The organism is Ruegeria sp. YKSD163 (genome assembly GCF_059612905.1).
Genome location: NZ_JBXWRM010000001.1, coordinates 450,847 through 475,101, shown reverse-complemented (window position 1 = coordinate 475,101; position 24,255 = coordinate 450,847). Strand labels below are relative to the sequence as shown.

Annotated in this window: 25 protein-coding genes; 19 read left to right on the top strand and 6 right to left on the bottom strand. The window is 64.4% G+C overall.

Annotated elements, in window-relative coordinates; translation table 11 throughout:
• Positions 1–50: 50 nt before the first annotated feature.
• From pyrH to lpxB, 13 genes are all read left to right on the top strand, one after another.
• The gene (pyrH, locus tag AC2FNA_RS02325) at positions 51–806 is read left to right on the top strand and encodes a UMP kinase (protein ID WP_496824136.1); all 756 of its coding nucleotides are present in this window, start codon (positions 51–53) and stop codon (positions 804–806) included.
• A 110-nt stretch (positions 807–916) separates the two neighbouring features.
• Positions 917–1,480 (top strand): ribosome recycling factor, encoded by a 564-nt coding sequence (gene frr / locus AC2FNA_RS02320; RefSeq protein WP_234136454.1) that lies wholly within the window; start codon positions 917–919, stop codon positions 1,478–1,480.
• Positions 1,481–1,490: 10 nt separating this feature from the next.
• Entirely contained in the window at positions 1,491–2,222 is a 732-nt protein-coding gene (uppS, locus tag AC2FNA_RS02315) for an undecaprenyl pyrophosphate synthase (protein WP_496824135.1), read from the top strand.
• Positions 2,219–3,001, top strand: coding sequence for a phosphatidate cytidylyltransferase (locus AC2FNA_RS02310; protein ID WP_496824133.1), 783 nt, complete (start codon positions 2,219–2,221; stop codon positions 2,999–3,001). The genes uppS and AC2FNA_RS02310 overlap by 4 nt, the downstream gene beginning before the upstream one ends.
• A complete protein-coding gene (dxr, locus tag AC2FNA_RS02305; RefSeq protein WP_496824131.1) occupies positions 3,001–4,188 on the top strand; it encodes a 1-deoxy-D-xylulose-5-phosphate reductoisomerase in 1,188 nt (395 codons plus the stop codon). Before AC2FNA_RS02310 ends, dxr begins: the two co-directional genes overlap by 1 nt.
• A gap of 4 nt (positions 4,189–4,192) precedes the next feature.
• The gene (rseP, locus tag AC2FNA_RS02300) at positions 4,193–5,563 is read left to right on the top strand and encodes an RIP metalloprotease RseP (protein ID WP_496824130.1); all 1,371 of its coding nucleotides are present in this window, start codon (positions 4,193–4,195) and stop codon (positions 5,561–5,563) included.
• 99 nt (positions 5,564–5,662) lie between these two features.
• Positions 5,663–5,788, top strand: coding sequence for a hypothetical protein (locus AC2FNA_RS02295; protein WP_496824128.1), 126 nt, complete (start codon positions 5,663–5,665; stop codon positions 5,786–5,788).
• A gap of 128 nt (positions 5,789–5,916) precedes the next feature.
• Positions 5,917–8,280: an outer membrane protein assembly factor BamA gene (gene bamA, locus AC2FNA_RS02290; protein ID WP_496824126.1), complete on the top strand. Its 2,364-nt coding sequence runs from the start codon at positions 5,917–5,919 to the stop codon at positions 8,278–8,280.
• A 34-nt stretch (positions 8,281–8,314) separates the two neighbouring features.
• On the top strand, positions 8,315–8,860 hold the full coding sequence (locus AC2FNA_RS02285) for an OmpH/Skp family outer membrane protein (RefSeq protein WP_496824124.1): 546 nt from the start codon (positions 8,315–8,317) through the stop codon (positions 8,858–8,860).
• Positions 8,861–8,941: 81 nt separating this feature from the next.
• Complete coding sequence (fabZ, locus tag AC2FNA_RS02280) at positions 8,942–9,415, top strand: 3-hydroxyacyl-ACP dehydratase FabZ (RefSeq protein WP_234136461.1); 474 nt, start codon at positions 8,942–8,944, stop codon at positions 9,413–9,415.
• Positions 9,412–10,197: an acyl-ACP--UDP-N-acetylglucosamine O-acyltransferase gene (gene lpxA / locus AC2FNA_RS02275; protein WP_496824122.1), complete on the top strand. Its 786-nt coding sequence runs from the start codon at positions 9,412–9,414 to the stop codon at positions 10,195–10,197. The genes fabZ and lpxA overlap by 4 nt, the downstream gene beginning before the upstream one ends.
• Position 10,198: 1 nt before the next feature.
• Complete coding sequence (locus tag AC2FNA_RS02270; protein WP_496824120.1) at positions 10,199–10,993, top strand: LpxI family protein; 795 nt, start codon at positions 10,199–10,201, stop codon at positions 10,991–10,993.
• Positions 10,993–12,150: a lipid-A-disaccharide synthase gene (lpxB, locus tag AC2FNA_RS02265; protein WP_496824118.1), complete on the top strand. Its 1,158-nt coding sequence runs from the start codon at positions 10,993–10,995 to the stop codon at positions 12,148–12,150. The genes AC2FNA_RS02270 and lpxB overlap by 1 nt, the downstream gene beginning before the upstream one ends.
• Positions 12,151–12,167: 17 nt before the next feature.
• On the opposite strand, the gene AC2FNA_RS02260 is transcribed toward lpxB, so the two are convergent.
• Positions 12,168–12,659 carry a GNAT family N-acetyltransferase gene (locus AC2FNA_RS02260; RefSeq protein ID WP_496824117.1) on the bottom strand — a complete coding sequence of 164 codons (492 nt, stop codon included), beginning with the start codon at positions 12,657–12,659 and terminating at the stop codon, positions 12,168–12,170.
• Positions 12,649–13,794, bottom strand: a complete 1,146-nt coding sequence (mnmA, locus tag AC2FNA_RS02255) for a tRNA 2-thiouridine(34) synthase MnmA (RefSeq protein WP_496824115.1) — start codon at positions 13,792–13,794, stop codon at positions 12,649–12,651. Before mnmA ends, AC2FNA_RS02260 begins: the two co-directional genes overlap by 11 nt.
• Before the next feature lie 130 nt (positions 13,795–13,924).
• Between mnmA and sciP the strand changes: the two genes are divergently transcribed.
• From sciP to AC2FNA_RS02230, 5 genes are all read left to right on the top strand, one after another.
• A complete protein-coding gene (gene sciP / locus AC2FNA_RS02250; protein WP_496824113.1) occupies positions 13,925–14,203 on the top strand; it encodes a CtrA inhibitor SciP in 279 nt (92 codons plus the stop codon).
• Positions 14,204–14,302: 99 nt separating this feature from the next.
• Positions 14,303–15,019, top strand: coding sequence for a response regulator transcription factor CtrA (ctrA, locus tag AC2FNA_RS02245; protein WP_234136469.1), 717 nt, complete (start codon positions 14,303–14,305; stop codon positions 15,017–15,019).
• A gap of 138 nt (positions 15,020–15,157) precedes the next feature.
• A complete protein-coding gene (gene ligA, locus AC2FNA_RS02240; protein WP_496824111.1) occupies positions 15,158–17,377 on the top strand; it encodes an NAD-dependent DNA ligase LigA in 2,220 nt (739 codons plus the stop codon).
• Positions 17,374–19,464, top strand: coding sequence for an ATP-dependent DNA helicase RecG (gene recG, locus AC2FNA_RS02235; RefSeq protein WP_496824109.1), 2,091 nt, complete (start codon positions 17,374–17,376; stop codon positions 19,462–19,464). The genes ligA and recG overlap by 4 nt, the downstream gene beginning before the upstream one ends.
• A 115-nt stretch (positions 19,465–19,579) precedes the next feature.
• Positions 19,580–19,702 carry a hypothetical protein gene (locus tag AC2FNA_RS02230; protein ID WP_011047417.1) on the top strand — a complete coding sequence of 41 codons (123 nt, stop codon included), beginning with the start codon at positions 19,580–19,582 and terminating at the stop codon, positions 19,700–19,702.
• A 316-nt stretch (positions 19,703–20,018) separates the two neighbouring features.
• On the opposite strand, the gene AC2FNA_RS02225 is transcribed toward AC2FNA_RS02230, so the two are convergent.
• On the bottom strand, positions 20,019–20,471 hold the full coding sequence (locus AC2FNA_RS02225) for an iron-sulfur cluster assembly scaffold protein (RefSeq protein ID WP_496824107.1): 453 nt from the start codon (positions 20,469–20,471) through the stop codon (positions 20,019–20,021).
• 67 nt (positions 20,472–20,538) lie between these two features.
• On the opposite strand from AC2FNA_RS02225, the gene hisI reads away from it, so the two are divergent.
• Positions 20,539–20,898, top strand: a complete 360-nt coding sequence (gene hisI / locus AC2FNA_RS02220; RefSeq protein ID WP_496824106.1) for a phosphoribosyl-AMP cyclohydrolase — start codon at positions 20,539–20,541, stop codon at positions 20,896–20,898.
• A 3-nt stretch (positions 20,899–20,901) separates the two neighbouring features.
• Here the strand turns inward: hisI and gluQRS are convergent, their stop codons facing one another.
• The 3 genes from gluQRS to AC2FNA_RS02205 all read right to left on the bottom strand — a co-directional run bounded on the left by gluQRS (position 20,902) and on the right by AC2FNA_RS02205 (position 24,225).
• Entirely contained in the window at positions 20,902–21,741 is an 840-nt protein-coding gene (gene gluQRS, locus AC2FNA_RS02215; protein WP_496824105.1) for a tRNA glutamyl-Q(34) synthetase GluQRS, read from the bottom strand.
• Between the two features lie 28 nt (positions 21,742–21,769).
• Entirely contained in the window at positions 21,770–23,119 is a 1,350-nt protein-coding gene (gene trmFO, locus AC2FNA_RS02210; RefSeq protein WP_496824103.1) for a methylenetetrahydrofolate--tRNA-(uracil(54)-C(5))-methyltransferase (FADH(2)-oxidizing) TrmFO, read from the bottom strand.
• A gap of 320 nt (positions 23,120–23,439) precedes the next feature.
• Positions 23,440–24,225 carry an enoyl-CoA hydratase gene (locus tag AC2FNA_RS02205; RefSeq protein WP_496824101.1) on the bottom strand — a complete coding sequence of 262 codons (786 nt, stop codon included), beginning with the start codon at positions 24,223–24,225 and terminating at the stop codon, positions 23,440–23,442.
• Between the last annotated feature and the right edge of the window lie 30 nt (positions 24,226–24,255).

Here is a 24,255-nt window from a genome sequence, read left to right as displayed (position 1 = left end):
TTCCTCCATTTTGCGCCGGAAAATAGACCGGTGCCAAAGCGGAGCGCAACATGACCTCGTCCACATCCCCTGAAACCCCGTCCGATCCCTCGCAAACCAGGTATAAACGCGTGATGCTGAAGATCTCGGGCGAGGCGCTGATGGGGGATCAGGGATTCGGCCTGCACCCGCCCACCGTCAGGCGGATCGCCGAAGAGGTCAAAACCGTGCATGACATGGGGGTCGAGATCTGCATGGTGATCGGGGGCGGCAATATCTTTCGCGGTCTCAGCGGCGCCGCCCAGGGGATGGAGCGCACCACCGCCGACTATATGGGAATGCTCGCCACGGTGATGAACGCGCTGGGAATGCAGGCCGCGCTCGAAGGGCTGGGCGTGTTTACCCGGGTGATCTCGGCCATTCGGATGGATGAGGTGGCCGAACCCTATATCCGCCGCCGCGCCGTGCGCCACCTCGAGAAGAAGCGGGTCTGCATCTTTGCCGCCGGCACCGGCAATCCCTATTTCACCACCGACACCGCCGCCACCCTGCGCGCCAATGAAATGGCCTGTGAGGCGATCTTCATGGGCAAGAACGGCGTTGACGGCGTCTATGACAAGGACCCGGCGCTGCATGACGACGCGGTGCGCTATGACGAGATCAGCTATGATGAGGTGCTGGCCAAGCGGCTCAAGGTGATGGATGCCTCGGCCATCGCGCTGGCGCGCGACAACAACCTGCCGCTGATCGTCTTTTCACTGGACGAGCCGGGCGGTTTCCGCGGCATCCTGGCGGGCGAGGGCACCTATACCAAGGTACAGGGCTGACCACAGCGGTCGGGCGTCTGGCCACAGGAGGTGGGCCAAGATTGCTATACAACCCAATCTGGATGGCTTAAGACCCAAGAAACAGGACCTCAAGCAGAGGAGAGAGCAGCATGTCTGACGATTTCGAACTCGACACCGACGATCTCAAGCGCCGCATGGATGGCGCCATGGCCAACCTCAAGACCGAGTTCGCCTCGCTGCGCACCGGTCGCGCCTCGGGCTCGATGCTGGAGCCGATCCAGGTCGAGGCCTATGGACAGATGACCCCGATCAACCAGATCGGCACCGTCAACGTGCCCGAGCCGCGCATGGTCACCATCAATGTCTGGGACAAGTCGATGGTGGGCAAGGTCGAGAAGGCGATCCGCGAAAGCGGGCTGGGCATCAACCCGCAGCTCAACGGCACCATCATCATGTTGCCGATCCCCGAACTGAACGAGGAACGCCGCCGCGAGCTGACCAAGGTTGCCGGTCAATATGCCGAACACGCCCGCGTCGCCATCCGCAACGTGCGCCGCGACGGCATGGACCAGATCAAGAAGGCCAAGGCCGACGGCATGTCCGAGGACGATCAGAAGTTCTGGGAGGCCGAGGTGCAGGAACTGACCGACAAGATGATCAAGGCGGTCGACGGCGCGCTTGAGACCAAGCAAGCCGAAATCATGCAGGTCTGAGCCGCACCAGATGGCCCATGACCCCGCTCCCGCGCACGGCTCCGGCCCGCGTCACGTCGCCATCATCATGGATGGCAATGGTCGTTGGGCCCAGGCACGGGGCCGTCCGCGCCTGTTCGGCCACCATGCCGGTGCCCGCCGCGTGCGCGAGGTGGTCGAGGCCTGTCCCGAACTGGGCATCAAGTATCTGACGATATTCGCCTTTTCGACCGAGAACTGGAAACGGACCCAGGTCGAGGTGGCCGGGCTGATGAGCCTCTTTCGCCGCTATATCGCCAAGGAGACCCGGGCGCTGCATGCGCGCGGGGTCCGCGTGCGCTTTATCGGCGACCGGGTGCGGCTGGATGCCAAGCTGATCGCGCTGATGGACACGCTCGAAGAGCAGACCCGCGAGAATGACAGCGTGCATCTGACCATCGCGCTCAACTATGGCGGCCGCGACGAGGTGGCCCGTGCCACCCGCCGCCTGGCCCGCGACGTTGCCGAAGGCCGGCTTAAACCAGAGGACGTGGACGAGGAGACGCTGCCGCGCTACCTTGACACACGCGTGCTGCCCGATCCCGACCTGGTGATCCGCACCAGCGGCGAGGCTCGGATCTCGAACTTCCTTCTCTGGCAGTCGGCCTATTCCGAATACGAATTCATCGACACGCTCTGGCCCGATTTCACCGCCGAGGAGCTGGCCCGGCTGTGCCAAAGCTATGGGAGCCGCGACCGCAGGTTCGGCGCGGTCAGGGCATGAGCGAGAGTCGTTGGTCCGACTTGGCCGCTCGGCTGGGTTCGGCCGTGGTGCTGGCCGCCGTAGCCGGGGTCGAGCTGTGGCTGGGCGGTCTGTGGTTTGAAAGCTTCATCGCTATCGTGACCGGTCTGATGGTCTGGGAACTGATGCGGATGATCGCGCCCGAGCGGGCCGGGGCGGCTGTGCAGATGGCGCTGCTGACCGGATTTGCGGTGCTGCTGGCCTATCACCTTCCGCCGCTTTACCGGCTGCCGGTTCTGGTGGCGCCGGCGCTGGTGGGCGCCGGGCAGGTGGCCCGATACAAGGGGCTTTACGCGGTTTTCGCGCTCTGGATCGCCTTTGCCGGGCTTGGCTTCATCTGGATCCGCGAGGTCATGGGCCTCGACTGGATGCTGTGGCTGGTGCTGGTGGTGGTCGCCACCGACGTGGCGGGGTACTTCGTGGGCAAGATGATCGGCGGGCCCAAGTTCTGGCCGCGCGTCAGCCCGAAAAAGACCTGGTCGGGGACGGCGGGCGGCTGGGCCGCTGCCGCGCTGATTGGCGGTGGCTTCGCGATATATGCAGGGTTGGGCGTCGGTCTGCTGGTGCTGTCGGTGCTGGCCTCGATGGCCAGCCAGGCGGGGGATATCGCTGAAAGTGCGCTGAAGCGAAAGATGGGGGTCAAGGACAGTTCCAACCTGATCCCCGGCCATGGCGGCTTTCTCGACCGGTTTGACGGGATGATGGGGGCGGCGGTTTTTGTACTGCTGGCCGGGCTGCTGCGTACGCTTGGGGGGCTGTGATGCAAGCGGGGTCTGCGCGCAGGGTCTCGATCTTCGGGGCTACCGGTTCCATCGGGCAAAACACCATCGACCTGATAGCCCGCGATCCCGACGCTTACGACGTGGTGGCGCTGAGCGGTGGCGCCAATATCGCGCGACTGGCTGCGGATGCCCGGCGGCTGCGTGCTGATGTGGCCGTGACCGCCTTTCCCGAGCGCCTGCACGACTTGCGCGCGGCGCTCGCCGGCAGCGGGGTCGAGGCGGCGGCGGGACCGGCGGCGCTGATCGAGGCGGCCGCGCGCCCGGCGGATTGGGTGATGTCGGCCATTGTCGGCGCGGCGGGGCTGGCGCCTGGGCTGGCGGCGCTGGAACAGGGCGCCACTCTGGCGCTGGCCAACAAGGAGACGCTCGTTTGCGCGGGGCCTTTGGTGCTGGAAACCGCGCGTCGCCATGGCGCCCGGCTGCTGCCGGTGGACAGCGAGCATTCGGCGGTGTTCCAGGCGCTGGTGGGCGAGGACATGGCGGCGGTCGAACGGATCGTCATCACCGCCTCGGGCGGGGCCTTCCGCGACTGGCCGCTGGAACGGCTGGCCGGGGCCACTGCCCAGGAAGCCGCCCAGCACCCCAACTGGGACATGGGCCAGCGCATCACCATCGATAGCGCGTCCATGTTCAACAAGGCGCTGGAGGTCATTGAAACTCGGGAGTTTTTCGGGATCGACTCGGATCGGATCGAGGTCATCGTGCATCCCGAATCCATGGTGCATGCGCTGGTTGGCTTTCGTGATGGCGCGTTGATGGCGCATCTGGGTGCGCCCGACATGCGGCATGCCATCGGCTATGCGCTGCACTGGCCGGAACGGCGCGACCTGCCGGTGGCGCGGCTTGATCTCGCCGCTTTGGGGCAGCTCAATTTCCGTGCCCCGGACGATGCCCGCTATCCCGCCTTGCGGCTGGCGCGGCGGGTGATGGCGCGGGGCGGGCTGTCGGGCGCGGTGTTCAACGCCGCCAAGGAACGCGCGCTCGATCATTTCATCGCCGGGCGTATCGGCTTTCTCGACATGGCGCATCTGGTCGAGGTCGTTCTGGACCGGTTTGAGTCCGATCCCGGCCTCATTGATGCCCCAATGACCCTTGATACTGTGACCCAAACAGACCATCTGGCGCGTCAAAGGGTCGACGCCGCATTGGCAAAACGAGCAGGGTAAGATTTTGGACGTTATTGGACTGATCCCGCAATTCGGCAGCCTTCTCTATACTATTGCGGCCTTTGTGGTGGCCTTGTCGGTCATCGTCGCGGTGCATGAATATGGCCATTACATCGTCGGGCGCTGGTCCGGCATCCATGCCGAGGTGTTCTCGATCGGGTTCGGACCGGTGTTGTGGAGCCGCGTGGACCGGCGCGGCACCCGCTGGCAAATTGCGCTGCTGCCTTTCGGCGGATACGTCAAGTTTTTGGGCGACGCCAATGCCGCATCGGGCAAGGATGGCGAGAGCATGGCCGAGATCTATCGCCGCAACCCCGGTGACCTGCGTCGCACCATGCATGGCGCGCCGCTTTGGGCGCGGGCGGCGACCGTGGCGGCGGGACCGCTGTTCAATTTCGTAATGTCGATCCTGGTGTTCGCGGTCATCTTCATGACCCGCGGCGCCCCGGTCGAGCCGTTGACAGTGGCCGAGATCCGCGATCTGCCCGGTGTCGAGACCAGCCTGCGCCCCGGCGATACCATCCTGTCGGTGGGCGGCGTGCCGCTGCCGGGGCCGGATTTCGCCAGCGATGCCGAGGAAGGCGCCGCCTGGCGCGATTTCGAAGGCGCGCTGCCGCTGGCGGCGCAGCTTGAATACTCCGTGATGCGCGACGGGGCAGAGGTTACGGCGACCGGTCCGCAGTTCTTCCCGGCGCTCGTCGGCTCTGTGGTGCCGCGCAGCGCCGCGCAGGATGCCGGGCTGCGCTCGGGCGACGTGATCCGCGCTATCGACGGCGAAGCGATCGTGGCCTTCCGTCAGCTCAAGGACATCGTCGAGGGGTCGGACGGCAAGCCGCTGCTGCTGGATGTCTGGCGCGAGGGCGAGATGCTCCAACTGCTGCTGGTGCCACGCCGCACCGACAGCCCCAAGCCCGAAGGCGGGTACGAGACCAACTGGCGGATCGGTGTGGCCAGCGGTCAGGCCTTTGATCCGGCGACCGAAACGCCCGGCCCGCTGGCGGCGCTGGCCACCGGGGTCAGCCGCACCGGCGATATCGTCTACTCCTCGCTCTCTGGGCTCTGGCACATGATCGCGGGGCAGATTTCCACCTGCAACATCTCGGGTCCGGTGGGCATCGCCCAGGCCTCGGGCGCGGTGGCCAGCCAGGGCGCGCAAAGCTTCATCGCTTTCATCGCGGTACTGTCGACGGCGGTGGGGTTGCTCAACCTGTTCCCGATCCCGGCGCTGGATGGTGGCCATCTGGTGTTCTATGCCTACGAGGCAGTGGCCGGCAAACCGCCCAGCGACAATGTGCTGCGGGTGTTGATGGCGCTGGGGATCACCCTCATCCTGTCGCTGATGCTGTTCTCGCTCAGTAACGATCTGTTCTGCTGACGAGACGTCAATTCTCAACAAAGCGTGAATGCGCCCAAGTCTCGCCACATTCAGGGGCTAACCTGAGCAGAACTTGGGAAACTAGCAGGAGCGTGAAAGATGCATGTCTTGCAACAATCGTATCGTGGTCTTGGCCTGGTGATGCAGCTCAACTGGGATCGTATCCTGTTTGTGGGCGCAATCGCGGCAGCGCTGTTTCTGGGGGCCTATCTGGGCAGTCTTTGACCCGCTCTCTCGCTCTCATGTACAAGACGCGGTCCTCGAGGCCGCGTCTTTCGTTTTGGGCTTTTGACAACCCCGGCCAATCCCGGTACTGACAGATGAAAGACTGCTGCAAACTGGGTTGAAAAAAGATGCATAACGGGAGAGGCGCAGGTACATACTGCGGTACGGGCATTTCCAGCCGCCATATGTTGTTGAATTCCGTCTCCGCAATTTTTCTTGTCACAGCAATGACCTTTACTGCCCTGCCGCAGGACGCGCAGGCGCAGGATTACCGGTTCAATACGGTTCAGGTCGACGGAAACCAGCGTATCGAGACCTCGACCATCGTCGCCCGGATGGGAATCGAACGGGGCAAGACGGTCTCGGCCGGGGCGCTCAACGATGCCTATCAGCGTTTGCTTGACAGTGGCGTTTTCGAAACAGTCGAGCTGATTCCGCAAGGCAACACTCTGGTGGTGAAGGTGGTCGAGCATCCGACCATCAACCGGATCAATTTCGAGGGCAACCGTCGGGTCAAGGATGAGACGCTCGAAGGCGCCATCGGTTCGCAGTCGCGCCGCGTCTTTACCCCCGAACAGGCCGAGCGCGACGCCGCCACCATCGCAGAGATCTATTCGACCCAGGGCCGCGTCGCCGCCACCGTGGTGCCGCGCATCATCCGCCGCAGCGACAACCGCGTCGATCTGGTGTTTGAGATCTCCGAAGGCGACACGATCGAGATCGAGCGCGTCAGCTTTGTCGGCAACCGCGCCTTTTCCGATCGCCGTCTGCGCCGGATTCTCGAGACCAAGCAGGCCGGATTGCTGCGCACCTTTATCCGCTCGGACACCTTCATCGCCGACCGGATCGAATTCGACAAACAGGTGCTGCGCGATTTCTACCTGTCGCGCGGCTATGTCGATTTCCGCGTCAACAGCGCCAACGTGGAATTCACCCGCGAACGCGACGCCTTCTTCCTGATCATGGATGTGACCGAGGGGCAGCAGTTCTCGTTTGGCAATATCACCACCGTCAGCGAGATCCCCGGTGTCGAGGCACCGGCCTATCAGGACGTGCTCAAGATCAAGCCGGGCGTGGTCTATTCGCCTAGCCTTGTCGAGAATTCGATCGCCCGTATGGAGCGTCTGGGCCTCAAGAACGGGGTCGATTTCCTGCGGGTCGAACCTCGGATCAAGCGCAACGACCGCGATTTGACGCTGGATATCGAATTCGCGCTGGTCAAGGGACCGCGCATCTTTGTCGAACGGATCGATATCGAGGGTAACACCACCACGCTGGATCAGGTGATCCGTCGTCAGTTCCGCACCGTCGAAGGCGACCCGTTCAATCCGCGCGAGATTCGCGAAAGCGCCGAGCGCATTCGCGCGCTGGGCTTCTTCGCCGATGCCAACGTGGAAACCCGCGAGGGATCGACCCCGGCTCAGGTCATCGTCGATGTGGATGTCGAGGAAAAGCCGACCGGCTCGCTCAGCTTCGGCGGCAGCTACTCGGTCTCGGACGGTTTCGGTGTGGCCATCGGCCTGACCGAGGACAACTGGCTGGGTCGCGGCCAGCGGCTGGGCCTGACCCTGTCGACCGCGCAGGATGCCGAGCAATATGTGCTCTCGTTCACCGAGCCGCAGCTGTTGGGTCGCGACCTGCGCTTTGACATCGACCTCGGCGTGGCGAACACCAATTCCAGCTTTGCCAGCTATGACACCGAGCGGGCCTTCTTTGCGCCCGGCCTGACCTTCCGACTGGGCGAGTTGTCGACCCTGCAACTGCGCTATCGCTGGGAGGCCAGCGAGATGGTGCAGCGGACCGCGACCACGGTCAGCGGCGCGGTGATCGCAAGCGAAATCGCGCAGGGCAAGAAATCATCCAGCGCGTTGGGGCTGACCTATACCTATGACAGCCGGATCGGTGGCTTGAACCCCAATGCGGGTGTGCTGTTCGAGGTCGGCGTCGATGCGGCCGGTCTGGGCGGCGACAACGAATATATCAAGACCTCGGCCAAGGCCATCGCCCAGACCCGTGTCTGGCACGAAGAGATCACGCTGCGGGCCTCGCTCGACCTGGGCGCGTTCAGCTGGCAGGGCAGCGGGTTCAGCCGTGCGGTCGACCGTTTCGTGATCGGCCCGAACACTTTCCGCGGGTTTGAGCCCGCCGGTGTCGGTCCGCGCGACCTGTCCAACGGGGTCGATGACGCGATTGGCGGCAACTATTATGCGGTGGCACGGTTCGAGGCGGAATTCCCGCTGGGCCTGCCCGAGGAACTGGGTCTGCGTGGCGGCGTGTTCTACGACGTTGGCAACGTCTGGGACCTGAGCGACGTCAACACCGCCGGTGGCACCATTGTCGGTGCGGATGGCTCGTTCCGTCATGTGATCGGCTTCTCGCTGCTCTGGACCACCGCCTTTGGCCCGCTGCGCTTCAACTTCTCCAAGGCGCTCAAGAAAGAGACCTTTGACAAGGAACAGTCCTTCGACCTGACCATTCAGGCGCGGTTCTGATCACGGCATGCGGCCTTGGCAAACAGGGCAGGCAATGCGGGGCCTCTTGGGGGCCCTGCTGCTGTTTATGGCACTGCCGTCGCTCGTGGGTGCGCAACAGTTGGGCCTGCCGCGCCACGAGGTGCTGACCATCTCGGGTGAAATCCTGTTCGTGAAATCCGCCTATGGCCGCCGCATCATCGACGAGATCGAGGCCGAAGGCGCGCTTCTGGCGGCCGAGAACGAGCGGATCGTGGCCGAGTTGAGCCGCGAGGAGCAGGAGTTGACCCAGCGCCGGACCGAGCTGGAGCCGCAGGCGTTCCGGCTGCTGGCCGAAGCCTTCGACGTCAAGGTGCAGGCCCATCGTGAGAACCAGACCGCCAAGCGGCAGGCGCTGGAGGCGCGCGGCGAAGAGGCCCGCGCCACCTTTGTCGAACTGGCCCGGCCGATCCTTGCGGCGCTGATGCGCGACACCGGGGCCAGCGTGATCCTGGAGCGCTCGACAGTATTCCTCAGCCTCGACACCACCGATATCACCGCCATCGCGATCAGCCGCATCGACGCGGCCATTGGCGACGGCAGCGCCCTGCGTCGGGATTAGCGCCTGTTTGCGCTTGCTTGCCGATTGCGGCCAGTCTTGCTAATCCCGGATCAAGACCGACAAGAACAGGAACAGTGCAGCATGACCACCGAGACCAAGAGCGCCGATATCCAGCTGATCCAGCGGATCCTGCCGCACCGCTATCCGTTTCTGCTGGTGGACAAGGTTGTCGAGATCGACGGTTACAGTTCGGCCGTTGGGATCAAGAACGTCACCATGAACGAGCCGCATTTCCAAGGCCATTTCCCCGGCACGCCGATCATGCCCGGTGTCACCATCGTCGAGGCGATGGCCCAGACCGCCGGTGTGATGCTGGGTGTGGGCATGGATATCGTCGACAGCGAGTTGCTGATCTACTTCATGAATATCGACAACTGCAAATTCCGCCGCAAGGTTGTGCCGGGCGATGTCATGAAGATGCATGTGGAAACCCTGCGCGGCAAGATGGGCGGCAAGATCTTCAAGTTCCGTGGCACTGCCACTGTGGATGGCGAGGTGGCGGCACAGGCCGAATTCTCGGCCTATGTGGACCTGACCGGAGAGAAAAGCACATGAGCCAGATCCATCCCAGCGCCATCATCGAAGAGGGCGCGCAGATCGGCGCCGATTGCGTGATCGGTCCGTTCTGCATCGTGGGGCCAAAAGTAGTTCTGGGCGACCGGGTCGAGTTGAAGAGCCATGTGGTTGTCACCGGTGACACCACCGTGGGCGAGGACAGCGTGATCTTCAGCTTTGCGGTGATCGGCGAGATCCCGCAGGACAAGAAATTCGGCGGCGAGGAAACCAGCGTCGTGATCGGTGCCCGCAACCGCATTCGCGAACATGTGACCGTGAACGCGGGCACCGCCGGGGGTGGCGGCGTCACCCGGATCGGGGATGACTGCCTGTTGATGGCGGGTTGTCATGTGGCGCATGATTGCCAGCTGGGCAACCGGGTGATCATGGTCAACCATGCGGGCGCCGCGGGCCATTGCATTGTTGAGGATGACGTCATCATCGGCGGTATCTCGGGCCTGCATCAATGGGTCAGGGTCGGGCGCGGCGCCATCATCGGTGCGCTGACCATGGTCCCCAATGACGTCATTCCCTATGGCCTGGTGCAGGCGCCGCGCGGCGAGCTGGACGGGCTGAACCTGATCGGGCTGAAACGGCGCGGCGTGGCCCGCTCGGACATCACCCAGTTGCGCGCCGCCTTTCAGATGCTGGCCCAGGGCGAGGGCACCTTTCAGGATCGCGCCCGCCGCATGGGCGAGGAGTTCGACAGCGACTATGTGCGCGAGATCGCCGAGTTCATTCTGGGCCAGACCGACCGGTCCTATTTGACGCCGGGCAAGTGACATGCTGGCGCTGATCGCAGGGACAGGGGCGCTGCCCGAGGAACTGGTCGCCCGCCTGCCCGAACTGCCGTTGATTTGCGCGATGGAAGGCTTTTTACCGGAACGGCTCGCGGTCGATATCCCGTTCCCGATCGAGCATCTGGGCTCGCTGTTGGCGGACCTCAAGGCGCGCGGGGTGAGCGAGATCTGCCTTGCCGGCGCGGTGGGGCGACCGGCGGTGGACCCGGCTCGGATCGATGCTGCGACGCTGCCACTGGTGCCGGTGATCCAGCAGGCGCTGACCTCGGGCGACGATGGCGCGCTGAGGGCGGTGATGGGGATATTCGAAAGCGCCGGGTTGGCGGTGCGCGCCGCGCATGAGATCGCCCCCGATCTGTTGATGCCCCCAGGATGCCCGACCAAGGCGCAGCCGGGGCCTGCGGAGCTGGCGGATGCCAAGCGCGGCGCCGAGATCGTGGCTGCCATGTCGGCCGCCGATATCGGACAGGCCTGTGTGGCACATCGCGGACAGGCGCTGGCGGTCGAAAGCGTCTTTGGCACCAACTGGATGCTGGGAACCCTTGGCCAACGTCCCGATGCGGGCGGTGGAGTGCTGTACAAGGCGCCGAAACCCGATCAGGACCGGCGCGCCGATCTGCCCACCATCGGCCCCGATACCGTCACCGCCGCCGTGGTGGCGGGCCTCTCGGGGCTGGTGATCGCAGCGGGCGGCGTCATCGTGCTGGAGCGTGACCGGGTGATCGCGGAATGTGACCGGCTGGGCCTCTTTCTGTTTGTTGCGGGACCGGACGCCTGATGCGCGTCTTTATCCTTGCGGGCGAACCTTCGGGCGACCGGCTTGGCGGAGCGCTGATGGCGGGCCTGCGTCAGCTCTGCTCCGATGTGCAGTTTGACGGGGTCGGTGGACCCGCGATGGAGGCGGAGGGGCTGGAAAGCCGCTTTCCCATGGCCGAGCTTTCGATTATGGGTCTGGTCGAGGTGCTGCCGAAATATTTCCACCTCAAGCGCCGCATCGCCGAGACCGCCCAGGCGGTGCTGGCGATGCGTCCCGATGTGATGATCACCATCGACAGCCCCGATTTCAGCCTGCGGGTGGCGCGGCTGGTCAAAGAGGCGAGCGATATCCGCACCGTGCATTACGTGGCGCCCAGCGTCTGGGCCTGGCGGCCCGGGCGGGCCGACAAGATGGCCAAGGTCATCGACCATGTGCTGGCGCTGTTGCCCTTTGAGCCGCCCTATATGGAGCGAGCCGGGATGGAGTGCGACTTTGTCGGCCACCCGGTGGTGACCGAACCCGAGGCGACCGGGGAGGATATCGCCGCGCTGCGGGACGAACTGGGGCTGGGCGCGGCGCCGGTGCTGCTGGCACTGCCCGGCTCGCGGCGGGGTGAGGTCGAACGGCTGGCGCCCGTCTTTGGCGCGGCACTCAGGCGGTTCCTGCCGGAGCATCCCGATATGCGGGTGGTGGTGCCGGTGGTGCCGCATGTGGCCGAGCAGGTGGCACAGCACGTGGCCGATTGGCCCGGTGCGCCGGTGCTGGTCGATCCGCGCGGGCTGGCGCCTGCGCAAGCCGCCATGCGCAAGCGCGCGGCTTTTGCTGCTGCTGATCTGGCATTGGCGGCCTCGGGTACGGTGTCGCTGGAACTGGCAGCAGCGGGCACGCCTATGGTGATCGCCTACAAGGTGAACTGGCTGACCCAGAAGATCGCCGAACGGATGGTCACCATCGACACGGTGACGCTGGTCAATCTGGTCAGCGAGACGCGGGTGGTGCCGGAATGCCTGGGCCCCGCCTGCACGCCCGAAAACATCGCAGCGCGGCTGGCAGCAGTGCATGCCGACCCCGCCGCGCAGGATGCGGCGATGCGCCTGACGATGGAGCGTCTGGGCCGGGGCGGCACCCCGCCGGGTCTGCGCGCGGCGCAGGCGGTGCTGGACCGGTTGCCGGGCTAGCCGCCGACATTGCTCCGTTAAAGTTCCAGATAAACGCTGTCCGCCCATTCCCCGGCGATCTGGATCGTTCGGCTGGCCCGATGGGTCTCGACAAAGCCAAGCTGGTGCAACAGCACCAGCGAGGCGGCGTTGCGCGGGTCGACATCGGCCCGGATATGATCAAGCGGCAGGGTCGCGAACAGATGCGGTATGAGCGCGCTCAGGGCTTCGCGCATCAGCCCCTGGCCCCAGCGGTCGCGGCGCAGAAAGAAGCCAAGCTCGGGCACGTCCCACAGCCCCGCCTTGCCGATCGCCTCGCCCTCCTCAAGCAGCACGTATTCGCGGCACCTTTCCGGCGGTGCGGCCAGCGTCCCGGCAACCCAGCGTTCGGTCTGTGCCAGATCGGTATGGGTCTCGCCAAAGAAGCGCATCGCCTCTGGATCGCCAAAGACGGCATGCAGGGCAGGGGCATGCTCTGCCCGCATCGGGCAGAGCGTCAGGCGCGGGGTTTGAAGGGACTCAATATCCACGCCAGATCCAGCCGCCGCCAAAGATGCGGCTGCCGTCGCTTTCATAGAAAACGCAGGCCTGTCCGGGCGACACGCCCTCCTCGGGCGTCAACAGTTCCACCTCGGCCTCGGTCTCGCTGATCGGGCGCACGATCGCCTCGCGCGGGGGGCGGGTCGAGCGGACCTTGACCGACAGGTGCCATTCGGGGCGCGAGGTAAAGGGCGCATCGCCCAGCCAGTTGATCTCGCGCACCGGAATGGTGCGGGTGGCCAGCATCTCCTTGGGTCCGACGACAACCTGTTTCTTGTCCACGTCCAGACGCACCACATAAAGCGGATCGCTGAGGCCGCCGATGCCCAGACCGCGGCGCTGGCCGATCGTGTAGTGGATGACGCCCTCGTGACTGCCCAGCACGCGGCCATCGGCATGCACGATCTCGCCCGGCTCAGCAGCGCCGGGGCGCAGTTTTTCGATCACGCTGGCATAGTTGCCGTTGGGCACGAAACAGATGTCCTGGCTGTCGGGCTTGTCGGCCACGGCCAGGCCATATTGCGCGGCCATTTCGCGGGTCGCGTCCTTGGAGGGCAGGTGGCCCAGCGGAAAGCGCAAATAGTCGAGCTGTTCCGGCGTGGTCGAGAACAGGAAATAGGACTGGTCGCGGTTGGCATCCTCGGCACAATGCAGCTCGGGTCCGTTCGGGCCTATCTTGCGCTGGATGTAATGGCCGGTGGCCATGCAGTCGGCCTCGAGATCGCGGGCGGTTTCCAGCAGGTCCTTGAACTTCACCCGTTCATTGCAGCGGATGCACGGGACCGGTGTGGCACCGGCCAGATAGCTGTCGGCGAACTCGTCGATCACCGCATCCTTGAAGATGTTCTCGTAATCCAGCACGTAATGGGGAAAACCGCGCTCTTCGGCGACGCGGCGGGCGTCATGGATGTCGATCCCGGCGCAACAGGCGCCTTTCTTGGCCAGGGCTGCGCCATGATCGTATAGCTGCAAAGTGACGCCCACCACGTCATAGCCCTGATCGGCCAGATAGGCGGCCACGACCGAACTGTCGACGCCGCCCGACATGGCAACGACCACCCGCGTTTCCGAGGGCGGTTTGGCAAAGCCAAGCGTGTTCAGCGGCGTTTCGGTGTCCAGCGCCATCCGGGCAACTCCTGAAGATTAAGGGAGACCGGCAGAATATAGGAAAATCCGAACTACTCTCAAGGGGCGGTTTCACCCGGCATTAAGTAGGCTGTCGCCAATGTTGCCCTGACACAAGAAGGGATAGGTGATGTTCTTGCGAAAGGTTGAAGGCCCCCGATCTGTCACCCTGCCGGATGGCTCTATCATGACGCGCGCGGATTTGCCGCCGGCCAATACGCGCCGTTGGGTTGCATCGCGCAAGATCGCGGTGGTCCGGGGGGTCATTTATGGGCTGATCACGCTGACAGAGGCCAAACAGACCTATGGTTTGAGCGATGAGGAGTTCAACAGCTGGGTCTCGGCCCTGGCCGAACACGGGAAAGATGCATTGAAGGTGACTGCGCTAAAAAGATATCGACAACTTTAGGTTGATCTTACATAATGTGAATATCGGTAACGGCAGATTAACCTTTATTCGTCACGGTTAATTCCAGTACGGAATAGCGTTTAAGGCGGAGAACTTGAGATGCGCATACTTCTAGTCGAGGATGATCCGACGACGTCCAAGAGCATCGAGTTGATGCTGACCCATGCCAATCTGAACGTCTATGCGACCGATCTGGGCGAAGAAGGCATCGACCTGGCGAAGCTTTATGATTACGATCTGATCCTGCTCGACATCAATCTGCCCGACATGAACGGGCATGAGGTATTGCGCCAGTTGCGCATGTCGCGGATCGAAACCCCCATCCTGATCCTGTCCGGCGTCGACGATACAGAGAGCAAGATCAAGGGCTTCGGCTTTGGCGCCGACGACTACCTGACCAAACCCTTCCATCGCGAGGAACTGGTCGCACGCATTCACGCGATCATCCGCCGCTCCAAGGGTCATTCGCAGTCGGTGATCCGCACCGGCAAGATTTCGGTCAATCTGGATGCCAAGACGGTCGAGGTCGACGGCCAGCCGGTACATCTGACCGGCAAGGAATATCAGATGCTCGAACTGTTGTCGCTGCGCAAGGGCACCACCCTGACCAAGGAGATGTTCCTGAACCATCTCTATGGCGGCATGGACGAACCCGAATTGAAGATTATCGACGTGTTCATTTGCAAGCTTCGCAAGAAGTTGAGCAATGCAACCGGAGGAGAGAATTACATCGAAACGGTCTGGGGGCGTGGCTATGTGCTGCGCGATCCTCAAGCCGACGGGTTGCCCGATCCCCGGATCGCGGTCAACGCCTGAAAAGCCAGTCGCGAGTCCAGCGCGGCACCACCACTCACGCAGACTGATCTGGACCTGACCATGGCCTCGCCCTATCACTGGTCGCAAAGACCAGACAGACCGGGCGGGGCCATGACAGTTTCAGAACCCATCGAAAAAATGACCGAGGCTGAAGCCGCGCAGGAACTGGAACGGCTGGCCGGTTTGCTGGCGCAGGCGAACCTCGCCTATCACACCCAGAACGCGCCCGAGATGTCCGATGCGGAGTATGACGCGCTGAAACAGCGCAACGCCGCGATCGAGGCGCGATTCCCCGATCTCAAACGCGCCGACAGCCCCAGCGAACAGGTGGGCGCTCGCCCGGGCGAGGGCTTCTCCAAGGTCACCCATGCGGTGCGGATGATGTCGCTGGGTAATGCCTTTGACGATGAGGACGTCACCGATTTTGACCGCTCGATCCGCAAGTATCTGGGCCTCGATTCCGAGGCGCCGCTGGCCTATACCGCCGAGCCCAAGATCGACGGTTTGTCCCTGTCGCTGCGCTATGAACAGGGCGTTCTGGTGCAGGCGGCGACCCGGGGCGATGGCGAGGTGGGCGAGAATGTCACCGCCAATGCCCGCACCATCGCCGATATCCCGGCCCGGATCGAGGGCGCGCCCGAGGTGCTGGAGGTGCGCGGCGAGGTCTATATGAGCCATGCGGATTTCGCCGCACTCAACGCCCGGCAAGAGGCCGAGGGCGGCAAGCTGTTTGCGAATCCCCGCAACGCCGCCGCCGGCTCGCTGCGCCAACTCGACGCCGCGATCACCCGCGCGCGGCCTTTGCGATTCTTCGCCTATTCCTGGGGTGAACTCTCGGAACCGCTGGCAGAAACGCAGATGCAGGCGATCGGGCGGCTGGCCAGCCTTGGATTTCAGACCAACCCGCTAACCCGCCGCTGCGCCGACCTGGGGGCCATGATCGCGCAGTATCGCGATATCGAGGCACAGCGCGCGACGCTTGGCTATGACATCGACGGAGTGGTCTACAAACTTGACGAGCTGTCTCTTCAGGCGCGGCTCGGCTTTCGGTCGACCACGCCACGTTGGGCGATCGCGCATAAATTCCCGGCCGAACTTGCCTGGACCCGGCTCGAGGCGATCGATATCCAGGTGGGGCGCACCGGTGCGCTCAGCCCGGTGGCGCGGCTGACCCCGGTCACCGTGGGCGGAGTGGTGGTGTCGAACGCCACCCTGCATAACGAGGATTACATCGCCGGGCGCGACAGCCGGGGACAAGAGATTCGCGACGGCAAGGATATCCGCGTCGGCGACTGGGTGCAGGTCTATCGCGCCGGTGACGTGATTCCCAAGATCGCCGATGTCGATCTGAGCAAGCGGCCGGAGGATGCGCAGCCCTTTGATTTCCCGACGCAATGTCCTGAGTGCGGCAGCCTCGCCATTCGCGAGGACGGCGATGCCGTGCGCCGCTGTACCGGGGGCGTGATCTGCCCGGCGCAGGCGGTGGAAAAGCTCAAGCATTTCGTCAGCCGCGCCGCCTTTGACATCGAGGGGCTGGGCGCCAAGCAGGTGGAACAGTTCCACGCCGACGGCTGGATCCGCGAACCTGCCGATATCTTCGAGCTGCGCAGCCGCTATGGCGAAGGGCTACAACAGTTGAAGAACCGCGAGGGCTGGGGCGAGAAATCGGCAACCAACCTGTTTCTGGCCATCGACGATAAGCGCCGCATTCCGCTGGCCCGCCTGATCTTTGCCCTGGGCATCCGACATGTGGGCGAGGTGGGCGCCAAGGATCTGGCGCTGCATTACCGCGACTGGGACGCGATGGCAGCGGCACTGGACACAGCCCGCCCCGCCGCACTGGCCCATCGTGCCGCCGACACCGCCGAGGAGCAGGAGCGCCAGCAGGCCCAGGCCGAAGGGCGCCGCGCCCGCATCAGCGATACCCGCGCTGCCGTGATCGCCGCGCAAGAGGTGCCGCCCGAGGCCGCCGCCGCATGGGCCGACCTGATCGGCGTCGACGGGATCGGCGCCACGCTGGGCCTGTCGCTGTCGGATGCCTTTGCCAATACAGACGAGCGCGCTGCCTTTGACCGGCTGACCGCGCATCTGACGGTGATCCCCCCCGATGCCCCGGCGCGCGACAGCCCGGTCGCGGGCAAGACCGTGGTCTTTACCGGCTCGCTGGAAAAGATGACCCGGGCCGAGGCCAAGGCGCGGGCCGAGGCGCTGGGGGCGAAGGTCGCGGGGTCTGTCAGCAAGAAAACCGATCTGCTGGTGGCGGGGCCCGGCGCCGGCTCCAAGCTCAAGACCGCCGAGAGCCTGGGGATCGAGACCCTGGACGAGGATGGCTGGCTGACGCTGATCGAGGGGCTATGAGCGGGCGGCCGGAACAGCTCTTCCCGCTGTTCGCGGGTCTGGAGACGCTCGAAGGGGTGGGACCCAAGACCGCGCAGCTGTTTGCGCATCTGGATGTGGAAACCCCGCGCGACCTGTTGTTTTCGCTGCCTTATTCCGTTGTCGACCGGCGTCGGCGCGACACGATCCGGGGTGCTGATCTGCCCGCGACGCTGACGGTCGAGGTGACGGTCGGCGCCCATCGCCCGGCCCGCGGGCGCGGCGGTGCCTATCGTATCTTTGTCGAGGATGCGCAGGCCGATTTCCAGCTGGTCTTCTTTCATGCGCGCGGCGACTATTTGAAAAAGGTGCTGCCCGAGGGGTCGCGCCGCGTCGTGTCGGGGAAGGTCGAACTGTTCGATGGCATGGCCAACATGGTCCATCCCGACCATATCCTGCCGGTGGCCGAGGCGGGCGAGATCCCGGAATTCGAACCGGTCTATCCGCTGACCCAGGGCATCAGCCAGAAAACCGCCTATAAGGCGGCGCGTTCGGCACTGGCGCGGCTGCCCGATCTGGACGAGTGGATCGACCCGGCCCTGCGCGCGCGCGAGGGCTGGCCGGGTTGGGCTGACGCCATGCGTGCCGCCCACGCGCCCGAAGGGCTGGATGATGTGGCCGCCACCGCCCCGGCGCGGATGCGGCTGGCATATGACGAGCTGTTTGCCCATCAGATGACCCTTGCGCTGGCGCGGCGACGCGAGCGCAAGGCGCGCGGCATCTCCAGCGTGGCGACCGGCGCGCTGCAATCGCGGGTGCTGGCCAGCCTGCCATATCGCCCCACCAACGCTCAGGCCCGCGCGATCGAGGAGATCGCCGCCGACATGGCCGCGCCCGCGCGGATGAACCGGCTGTTGCAGGGTGATGTGGGGGCGGGCAAGACGCTGGTGGCCTTCATGGCGCTTCTGGTCGCGGTCGAGGCAGGCGGGCAGGGGGTGATGATGGCCCCCACCGAGATCCTCGCGCGCCAGCATCTCGAAGGGTTGCGCCCATTGGCCGAAGAGGCGGGCGTGGTGCTTGAACTGCTCACAGGCCGCGACAAGGGGGCCGAGCGGCGCGCCAAGCTGGCGGCGCTGAAACGCGGCGATATCTCGATTCTGGTCGGCACCCATGCGGTGTTCCAGGCGGATGTGGAATTTGCCGATCTACGGCTGGCCATCGTCGATGAGCAGCACCGGTTTGGGGTGCGCCAGCGGATGGAACTGGCGGAAAAGGGGATGGGCGCCGATGTTCTGGTGATGACCGCCACGCCGATCCCGCGCAGCCTGGCGCTGGCGCAATATGGCGACATGGATGTCTCGGTGCTGGACGAGAAACCGCCCGGGCGCAAACCGATCCGCACAGCCGTGATTAGCACCGAGCGGATGGATGAGGTAATCGATCATTTGCGCCGCGCCATCTCTGAGGGGCGGCAATGTTATTGGGTCTGCCCGCTGGTGGACGAATCCGAGGTCAGCGACCTGACCGCGGCCGAGGACCGGTTCAAGCGCCTGCGCGCGGTGCTGGGCGAGGGCGTGGTCGGGCTGGTCCATGGTCAGATGCCGCCAGCCGAGAAAGACGCTGCCATGGCCGCGTTCCAGGCGGGCGAGACCCAGGTTCTGGTCGCCACCACGGTGATCGAGGTGGGGGTGAACGTCCCCAACGCCACCATCATGGTGATCGAACGGGCCGAGATTTTCGGCCTGGCGCAGCTGCATCAGCTGCGCGGCCGGGTGGGGCGAGGCGAAGCGGCCTCGACCTGTCTGCTGATGTATCAACCGCCCCTGACCGAGGGCGGCCGTCGCCGGCTTGAGGTTCTGCGCGAGACCGAGGACGGGTTCCGCATCGCCGAGACCGATCTGGACATGCGCGGCGCTGGCGATTTGATCGGGACCGCGCAATCGGGCCTGCCAAAATTTCGTATCGCCGATCTGGAACGGCATACCGCGCTGATGGCCACGGCGCAGACGGATGCCCGCGCGCTTCTGGCCCAGGATCCCGAGCTGAACAGCGAGCGCGGCCGTGCCGCCCGTATCCTGCTGTGGCTGATGAAACAGGATCAGGCGATCCGTTTGATTTCAGTGGGTTGAGCCCGACTCCCCCTAAAAGTTCACAAATGTTCTTAAAAAGTTCTTTACCGACTCGGCGAGATGTGAGAACAAAAGGTCAACAAAGGATTAACTGACACGCCGGAGGAGAGAGCCGATGCTGACCCAGATCAAGACCGTCCTGAGCCGCTCGCAGCATACCCTGTTGCAGGATGCCGCCGGGGCCGCCTCGTTGGTGGTGATGCTGGTTGCGGCTCTGCTGCTGCCCGGCACGTTCTGACTGTTTCTGCCTGCGATCTCGTACCCGGTTTCCGCGCGCATCCTGTCCCATTCGATGCAAGGGTGACCTGCCTATCCCAAGACCCTTCCTGGGCCGCGCCTCGGCTCATGGCGTCGCGGACCGGACCCCATACGAGACCCGCACAACCTGCCGCCGCCCTCCTGCCCGGGAGGAGCGGCGGTTTTTTTGCGAGGCTCCGCCTCGCGCTCCGGAGTATTTGGAACCAGAAAGAAGCAGCACTACCGGTATCTTCATTCCGCCGGAAATACTCCGGGGGAGTCGCCTTTGGCGACGGGGGCAGCGCCCCCTGATCCGGTCAGGCGCAGTTTGCGCGTTCGGCCTGTTCCAACGCCTCGGCCGTCGCCTCCAGCGTCAACAGGATTGAGGCATGGCGATTCTTGTAATCGCGCGCGGGGATCAGAACTTCGAGCCCGTCAAAAGGGGCATCGGGCACCGGCCCATCCTGTTTCAGCATCGCCTTGAGCTGGTCGCGGGCAGCCTCGATCTGGGCGCGGGTGGTGCCTACAACCGCGGCGCCCACAACGGCGGCGGCGGCCTGACCCAGCGCGCAGGCCTTCACGTCCTGGCCGAACTGGTCGATACGCCCGTCGCGCAGCTTCACATCCACCGTCACGGTGGATCCGCAAAGCGGCGAGCGTTTCTTGACGGTGGCGTCGGGGCTGTCCAGCCGCTCGAGATGCGGGATATCCGCCGCCAGCGCCAGGATACGGCCGGAATAGAGCTTGATCAGATCGGTCTCGCCGGACATGGCTTTCCCTCGTTCGCTGTTCCCCATACATAGTGGGCGAACATCCGGATGCAAAAGGTTTTTGGCCATGTCCTTCGACCCTTCGACACTAAAGTATGACGCTGCGGGGCTGATTCCGGCCATCGCGCAGGATGCCGCCACGGGTGAGGTTCTGATGATGGCCTGGATGAATGCCCAGGCGGTGGCGCGCACGCTGGAAAGCGGGCGGGTGACCTATTGGTCGCGCTCGCGTCAAAGCTTCTGGGTCAAGGGCGAAAGTTCGGGCCATGTGCAGGAACTGGTGGATTTCCGCGTCGATTGCGATCGCGATTGCCTGCTGGTCACGGTACGTCAGACCGGCCCGGCCTGTCACACCAACCGGCGCAGCTGTTTCTATAACGCTGTTCGCGAGGGTGAAGAGGTGGAGCTGATGGCGCCGATGGTCTGACGCTCAGAGCCCGACCATGGCGCGGATCTCGGCGGGGTTGGCGCCCTCGGCCCGGTATTTCGCAATGGCGCGGGCATCGTCGCGCTTGGCCAGCCGCTTGCCGATCTCGTCCCGGATCAGGCGGTGATGGTGATAGATCGGGATCGGCAGGTCGAGAAGCGCCAGCAGAATGACCTGTATCGCGGTGAAGTCGAACAGGTCCTCGCCCCGGATTACATGAGTGATGCGTTGAGCCACGTCATCCAGCGCCGAGGCCAGGAAATAGGCGACGATATCTTCGCCCTTGCGGGACAGGACGACATCGCCGATCCGGGCCATGGCCTGTTCCGGGTCGATTTGGTGGGTACCTGCATGGCGAGGTCCTGTTTCGGTGAATTGTGGATAGGCGCCGTCAAACAATGCCAGCGCCTGGTCCAGATGCAGGCGCAGCGCGTCGCCGTCCTGTCGGCTTGCCATCGGGCGGTGTTTGCAGAGGCCGGGATAGACCTCATGCGTGACGCCCTCTTGCGGGGCGGCCAGCGCGGCCTGTATCTGGCTGCGGCTGCACGAGCAGGGATAGAGCAGGTTCAGATCGGCAAGCGCGCGCAGGGCAAAGTCGTATGAGGAAAGCTGCTGCGACTGGCGCAGTATGGGGCCGTCCCAGGTCAGGCCCAGCCAGGTCAGGTCGTCAATGATCTGCGCATCCCATTCCGGTTTGCTGCGTTGCAGGTCGGTATCTTCCATCCGCAACAGGAACCTGCCCTCGGCGGCGCGGGCCATGTCATGGGCCAGGATTGCCGAATAGGCATGACCCAGATGCAGCGGGCCGGTGGGGGATGGTGCAAAGCGGGTGGTAAAAGTCATGTTTTTTCAATAAGAAAGCGCATGATATTTACCCGTTCTGAGCCTCGGTTAGCCAGGTGGACCAGGCTTCCTTGGCGCGATCGGTATAGGCTTTGTAACGGTCCTTGCGGCCCCGGCGACCGCCCTTCAGCCCGTCGACCGGGCGGAACAAGCCGAAATTGACGTTCATCGGTTGAAAGGTCTTGGCCTCGGCGCCGCCGGTGATGTGGTGGATCAGCGCGCCCATGGCGCTGTCCTGCGGCACCTCGGGCAGGTTGCGACCCTGGATCTCGGCCGCGGCCAGCCGCCCGGCCAAAAGGCCCATGGCCGCACTTTCCACATAGCCCTCGACCCCGGTGATCTGCCCGGCAAAGCGGATATTGGGGCGCGATTTCAACCGCATCTGCGCATCCAGAAGGGTCGGCGAGTTCAGGAAGGTGTTGCGATGGATGCCACCCAAACGGGCAAAGCTGGCGTTTTCCAGGCCGGGAATGGTTTTGAAAACAGCGGTTTGGGCACCGTATTTCATCTTGGTCTGAAAGCCCACGATATTATAGAGCGTACCCAGCGCATTGTCGCGGCGCAGCTGCACCACCGCATGGGGTTTGACGTCGGGCTGGTGCGGATTGGTCAGGCCAACCGGCTTCATCGGGCCATGGCGCAGGGTTTCGCGGCCACGTTCGGCCATCACCTCGATCGGCAGGCAGCCGTCGAAATAGGTTGCGGTCTCGCCCTCGTGAAACTCGGTCTTGTCGGCGGCCAGCAGCGCGTCGATGAAGGCCTCGTACTGGTCGCGGTCCATCGGGCAGTTCAGATAGGCGGTGCGCTCTTCCTCGGTCTCGCCCTTGTCATAACGCGATTGCATCCAGGCGCGCGACATGTCGATCGTGTCGGCATAGACGATGGGCGCGATGGCGTCGAAAAAGGCCAGCGCCTCGGCCCCGGTCTCGGCCTGGATGGCAGCGCCAAGCGTGGGCGAGGTCAGCGGGCCGGTGGCAAAGATCCAGTGCCCGTCGCGGGGCAGTTCGGTCACTTCCTCGGCGGTGACCGAGACGCGGGGATGGGCGTGCAGCCGGGCGGTCACGGTCTCGGCAAACGGGTCGCGATCCACTGCCAGCGCGCCTCCGGCAGGCAGGCGGTGGGCATCGGCGGCGGACATGATCAGCCCGCCCGCCGCGCGCATCTCCCAGTGCAGCAGGCCCACGGCGTTCTGTTCGTCATCATCCGAGCGGAACGAGTTCGAGCAGACCATCTCGGCCAGGTTGCCGGTCTGATGTGCGAAGGTGCCGACGGTGGGGCGCATCTCGTGGATTACCACGTCGATACCCTGTTGTGCCGCCTGCCAGGCGGCCTCGGACCCGGCCATGCCGCCGCCCACGATATGCAATCTGTCTGTCATGGTCTGCCACATAGGGCAGGGCGCGGCATGGTGCAATGATCGAGTGTGGCCCTCTTTCGCCTGTCCAAGGCGCTGTCAACCGAAAATACGTCACGCGTTTGGCCAGCGCGGCAATTGTGGCGGATCAAAGACGGGAGATTTTTGGGGTCGCCGCTGCGGGAATGTCAATGCCGGAGAGAGAGCCGGCTAGGAGGGACCTTCCGCCCACGGCGACCCAAAAGTCGTCAAGGCATTTACCCTGCCCCAGCTTTGCCACAGTGTTGCCCCGATTGAAAGCGCAAATTTGGAAACAATTCCCGTGGATTGGTGCGATGATCCGATTACTGGCGCCAATCGGGGTCGCGCTTCTCGATAAAGGCGGCGATTCCCTCGGCGGTGTCGCGATAGAGCATGTTTTCCACCATCACCTCGCCGGTATAGGCATAGGCCTGATCCAGCGGCAGCACTTGCTGGCGATAAAACGCCTCCTTGCCGATCCGAACCGCCGCGCCCAGCTTGCCCGCCACGGTGTCGGCCAGCGCGCGGGTTTCGGCCTCGAGATCGGCGGCGGGCACCACCCGGTTGACCAGCCCCAGTTCGGCGGCGCGGCTGGCCTCGATGAATTGACCGGTGGTCAGCATCTCGAACGCCTGCTTGCGCGGGATATTGCGGCTGAGCGCGACCATCGGGGTCGAGCAGAACAGGCCGATATTGACGCCATTGACGCCGAACCGGGTGCCCTCGGCGGCGACGGCCATGTCGCAGGTCGCGACCAACTGGCAGCCGGCAGCGGTGGCGATGCCATGGGCCTGGGCGATCACCGGCTGGGGCAGCGACTGGATGGTCATCATCATCCGGGCGCAGCGGTCGAACAGATCCTTGAAATAGGCCTTGCCGCCATCCTCGGCCTGACGCCCGGCGGTCATCTGTTTCAGGTCGTGGCCCGCGCAGAACGCCTTGCCCGCGCCGGACAGCATCACCGCGCGGATGCGCGCGTCGTCGCGCAGCGCGTCGAACTCGGCCTGAAGCGCCGCCAGCATCTCGTCGCTGAGCGCGTTCAGCCGCTCGGGCGCGTTCATGGTCAGATGGGCCACCGCCCCCGTGTCGCGACGTTCCAGAATTGCCATCTTGCCCTCCCTGCCAAACTCGGGGCAACT